At 66.2% G+C, this 500-nt stretch carries 1 protein-coding gene; it reads right to left on the reverse strand.

Going from position 1 to position 500, the window contains the following annotated elements; translation table 11 throughout:
• Positions 1-13: 13 nt before the first annotated feature.
• Positions 14-316, reverse strand: coding sequence for a hypothetical protein (locus tag FK268_RS24070; protein ID WP_146437939.1), 303 nt, complete (start codon positions 314-316; stop codon positions 14-16).
• Between the last annotated feature and the right edge of the window lie 184 nt (positions 317-500).

A 500-nucleotide genomic window follows, 5' to 3' on the forward strand; every position in this document is an offset into this window, starting at 1 on the left:
CGTCCTCGTCGTACTAGATGCCGTAGAGGCCCGCGGCCTGCGCCTGACCGGCCTGATGGATCGTGGCGGCCGTCTGCAGGTTCACGCCCGTCTTGCGGATCGCCATCGAGAGGTTCTCGTTCGCCTTGAGGCAGATCTCGTGGACGTGCTGGTAGCTCTCCTGGTCGACGCCCACCCAGTTGCCCAGGTTGAGGTTCGCGGTGTTGTTCGCGGTCAGCTCGGCGATGTTCGCGTCCGCGACGGCGGAGGCCTTGCCGAGGCTCGCCGACGTGATGTCGTAGCTCGCGTAATCGACCTTGATCAGCGGTGAAGTCATGTTCGTGACCCTTCGTGGATGGTGGCGGGCTAGATGACGTAGCCGGTGAACAGGCCGCCGGCGTCGCCGTCGGTGCTGGTGATGAGGCCGCCGTTGCGGCCGAGGGCCTCGGCGACGGCCTCGAGCTTCTGCTGCTCGGCGTTGCACACGGCGATGAGCTCCTCCATGTGGGCGCTCGCCTTGT

Origin of the sequence: Tsukamurella sputi, assembly GCF_007858445.1 — a bacterium.
Taxonomy (GTDB): Bacteria; Actinomycetota; Actinomycetes; order Mycobacteriales; family Mycobacteriaceae; genus Tsukamurella; species Tsukamurella sputi.

Coding starts and splice junctions, on each gene's coding strand:
- FK268_RS24070 (WP_146437939.1), bottom strand. CDS start 316: ATGACTTCACCGCTGATCAAGGTCGATTACGCGAGCTACGACATCACG.